At 60.2% G+C, this 4,129-nt stretch carries 3 protein-coding genes and 1 tRNA gene; 2 read left to right on the top strand and 2 right to left on the bottom strand.

Translation table 11 applies throughout. The features are described 5' to 3' along the window. Positions 1-49: 49 nt before the first annotated feature. Positions 50-123 (top strand) — tRNA-Gln (locus tag H5T45_07355). Here H5T45_07355 and H5T45_07350 read toward each other — a convergent pair. Both H5T45_07350 and H5T45_07345 read right to left on the bottom strand, forming a co-directional pair. Continuing rightward, on the bottom strand, positions 117-1,922 hold the full coding sequence (locus tag H5T45_07350; protein MBC7129516.1) for an HD domain-containing protein: 1,806 nt from the start codon (positions 1,920-1,922) through the stop codon (positions 117-119). The two genes, H5T45_07355 and H5T45_07350, sit on opposite strands and share 7 nt — an antisense overlap. After that, entirely contained in the window at positions 1,922-3,391 is a 1,470-nt protein-coding gene (locus H5T45_07345) for an AAA family ATPase (GenBank protein MBC7129515.1), read from the bottom strand. The genes H5T45_07350 and H5T45_07345 overlap by 1 nt, the downstream gene beginning before the upstream one ends. Before the next feature lie 60 nt (positions 3,392-3,451). Between H5T45_07345 and rnc the strand changes: the two genes are divergently transcribed. Further along, the coding region (rnc, locus tag H5T45_07340) for a ribonuclease III (GenBank protein ID MBC7129514.1) at positions 3,452-4,129 on the top strand (678 nt) is incomplete at its 3' end.

The raw sequence follows: 4,129 nt of genomic DNA, 5'->3' as shown, positions 1-4,129 counted from the left end.
CCAAGGTGTTTTCGGACGGGGGTTCAACTCCCCCCACCTCCACCAGGGCTAGGGCGTAGCCAAGCGGTAAGGCAGCGGGCTTTGGACCCGCGATCGGAGGTTCGAATCCTCCCGCCCTAGCCAAAGGTAAAGCCCCGGGCGAACACGGCCCGACAGGCGCTGGCTGCGTTTTGGTCATACTTCTCCGCGTTTTGGATCTCCTCGAAAGCCTTGTCCAAACCCAGAGCTGGTCGGTAGGGGCGAAACGAGCTTATGGCCTCCACCACGTCGGCTACCGCCAAAATTCGTGCTTCAAGGAGTATTTCCTCACCTTTAAGGCCGCGGGGGTAACCCGAGCCGTCCAGCCGTTCGTGGTGCTGCCGAACGATTTCCGCCACCGGCCAGGGGAACTCCACATTGCACAAAAGCTCGTAGCCCACATCCGGATGGGTGCGGATGAGGGCCATCTCGTGGTCACTGAGTTTGCCCGGCTTGCTCAAAATCTCGTTGGGCACAGCCAAAACTTTTCCTACATCGTGGAGAAGAGCGGCCACACGCAGCCCCTCCACCTGTTCCGGCGGAAGCCCAAGTTCCTCAGCTATCGCGCACGCCAGACGCGCCACGCGCTCCTGGTGCTTGGCGGTGAACGGGTCCTTGAGGCCCATGGCCGCGGAGAACGCGGCCACCACCTGCTCCAACAGTTTCTTCCGCTCCGCGGCCTCGCGGGCCAGGTTCTCCTTGGCTTTCGTGATCTCCTCAAATAGGCGGGCATTTTCCAAGGCGATGGCGGCCACATCGGCCAAGGCCTCAGCCAGCCGCGTCTCCTCCGCACCAAAAGCCGCAAGCTCCGGACTTTGGAGGTTTAAAACCCCGATTACGCGCTCCCCAATTTTCAAGGGAAGACAAAGCTCGCTTTGGCTGGGAAGCGCGCCGGGAATGAACCGGGGATCGTTGCGCACATCGGGAAGGTAGAGGGCCCTTCCAGTCCGGGCCACATAAGGCACGACGCCGCGCTCGGAGTGAAGGGGAAGCGAAGAAGGCCCAGGTGGAGTTCCCAAGGAGTGGGCTAGAAGCGTTACCTGCTCTCCTTCGATCACGAAAATCCCACAATCCTGAAGGCCCAAGATGTCGCGGGCTGCGTTCACCACAGCCTGGGCCACCTCTTCCGTGGTGCGGGCCAGAACAAGCTTCCGCCCAAAATCCCCAATCTTGGCGAGTTTTTCCTGGTAGCGGCGCAAAGGAGTTATGTCCTGGACGGTCCCTTCGTAGTACAAAACTTTGCCGCTTTTGTCCCGTACAGCTCGCGCGGACTCCACAACGAAGACTTTCTGCCCGTCCCTGGTGAGCCAAACGGCCTCATAGTTCGTGACAACCCCTTCTTTTTCCACGGCCTCCTGGAAGCGTGTCCGCGGCGATTCCGGAGCGAATCCCTCGCGAGAAAGATCCCGTTGAGCTAGCTCGGCGAGGGATTCATAGCCAAGGAGCTTCACCAAGGCCGGGTTGGCATAAAGGATTTTGCCCTCCGGGGTGGTGCGGTAAAACCCAACCTGCGCGGTCTCCACGAGCTCTCGGAACCTTCCCGCCGTCTCCTCAGAAAGCTCTGTCCAGCTCGTCACCTGGGTCTCCAAGAGTTTTCGGGAGATGGGGATGGTCACGATATCGTCGAATCCCAGGGAAAGCCATTTCTCCACGGGCCTCCCTTGGGGAACGATCACAAGCACGGGAAGGAACCGGAGCTCCGCCGTGGCCCGCTGTTTTAGGGAAAGGAGTTCATGTTTCCAAAGCTCAGCAAGCGCCTCCTCCACCAGAACCACCGCGAGTTCCGAAGGAATTTCCGCGTTCAAAGCGTGGGTGAAACACGTCTCCAGGCCGAAATCCGCAAGGGCCGCGCTCAAAAGCTTTCGATCCGTGGGGTTGCGCACCAACACTAGGGCTTTTTTCATCATCCTTCGCGTTCCTTTGTTTTGGCGATCCCGCTGAAAAAGCCGGGGATGCGTAACGGCTCCTCTCCCACCCGCAATCCGTGCGGCGTGATTTGGAACTCCCGTACCTCCGGGCTTGCCCGGCCGCCGCGCTTCTTCAGGCACCCAATGGCCCGCAAAAGCTGGCCAAAGCGCTCCACGTACCGAAGAAGAATGGCATTGTCGAAGACGAAGCTCACCCCAAGCTCCGTGAGGGAGAGCTCCCCCACGATCTTCTCTATCTCCGTGAGCCAAAGGGAGGTGACCCCTTGGCTGGCCAAATAGGCGGCGAGGTTGTGGATGTGGGCGGTGAGGCTTCCGAACTCCTCCATGGCCAGGTTATATCCCCGAAGGCTATCCAGCATTACCATTTTTCGACCTTCTTCCTCCACATGGCGGCGCACCAGTTGGAAGAATTCGTCGGGATAAAAGGTCAGAGGGCTGATGGCCAAGATCCTGATTTTTCCAGAATTGACGAGGGAGTGGAGGGGGATGCCCACGCCTTCGGTCCGGGCAAGCAAGGTCGCGGGCTGCTCCTCGAAGGTGTAGAGAACCCCGGGGATTCCGCGCTGGGCGGCGCTGGCCAGTATATGTAGCCCAAGGGTGGTCTTGCCCACACCCGCCGGTCCACTGATCAGGGTCGCTGTCCCAGCCTCAAGCCCGCCATCGATGATCTGATCCAACCCAGGAATGCCGGTGCTGATCTTTTCCCCGACTTTCGCCGGGCCAACAAGCGGGAAAACCCGGTGGGGAAAAACTTCGATGCCTTGGGCAGTGATGCGCAAGGGATGCAGTCCCGGGAGGTAATCCGATCCCCGGAATTTCTCCACCTCCACCGCGCGCAGGTCCACCAGCCGGCTCGGTCCTACCGTGCGCGTGAGGCGGAGAACCCCGTCCACCACCAGGGCCAGGGTCTTTTCCTCCGCTACATCTCCGGGCTCAGCAACAAGAATGGTGGTGAGGCCTTGGGCGTTAAGGCGGCTCACCAAGCGAAGAAGGTTGCGGCGGAATTGGTAGAGATCCGGCGAGAGATCCTTGAGGATGGTGACAGGATCCAGGACCAGGCGTTGGGGATTATGCTCGGTTACAGCCTGCCAGATCCGGTCCCAAAGGAGGGGCTCCTCCACCTCGCTGGGCGGAAACACTCGGTACTCCTGGAAACTTTCTTGGCCGGCGATTACTTGGGGGGAGAGATCTACGGTCTCGATTCCCCGCAGGTCCCAATTAAATCCGGCCGCGTTCTTCATGATTTCAGAAATGGGCTCGGCCAGCGTTATATACAGGCTCCGTTCGCCGTGCTTTGCGCCTTCCCGCAACCATTGGAGGGCCAAAATGGTCTTTCCCGTTCCCGGAGCTCCCACCACCAAATAGGTCCGACTGGGCAAGAAACCGCCAAGAAGGACTTCGTCCAGGCCAGGAATTCCAGTGGACACGCGCCGCGCCCCGTCCATGATGACCCCCTTCCCCCATTATAGGTCGCATATTGACCCCGTGCTTGGAAGCGGCCAAACTTGGAGCTAATGGGAAACTTCAGCGTTGTTACGCCCTTGGGCCTTTCCATCCCCAAGGATCTGTTGCGCATGGCCTTGGCCCATTCTTCCTACGCCAATGAGACGGGGGAGGAAAGCAACGAACGCCTGGAGTTCCTGGGCGATGCCGTCCTCAATTTGGCCGTGACGGAGATCCTCTTTCGCCGCTTTCCCGAGCGGGAGGAAGGGGAGCTCACGAAGATCCGGGCCGTGGTGGTGTCCCGGCCGGTATTGGCGGAGGTGGCTCGCCGCATCGAGCTGGGAAAACATCTCCTTTTGGGAAAAGGCGCGGAGGAAGCTGGAGCGCGGGAGCGGCCTTCCGTGTTGGCCTCCGCCCTGGAGGCCCTCCTTGGCGCAGCCTTCCTCGCCCACGGCTACCCGGCTGTGCGGGACCTCGTGGAAAAACTCTTCGCTTCGGAGATCGCGCGCTACGCCCAGGAAAGCCCCGATTATAAATCGCTTCTTCAGGAACTCGTGCAGGCCCGGTTCGGGGAGCTTCCGGAATACCGGGTGGTGGCCGAGGAAGGTCCAGAACATAAAAAGGTGTTCACCGTGGAGGTTTTTGCCGGCGGACACTCCGCTTTGGGCCGGGGAAGATCCAAAAAGGAAGCAGAACAAGCGGCAGCAAAGCGCCTGTACCTCGCCCTCACCCAACCGGAA

Source organism: Thermoplasmatales archaeon, assembly GCA_014361245.1.
Taxonomy (GTDB): Archaea; Thermoplasmatota; E2; order UBA202; family JdFR-43; genus JACIWB01.
Note: the sequence above shows the minus strand (reverse complement) of the source record. Positions and strands in the feature narration are given on the sequence as shown.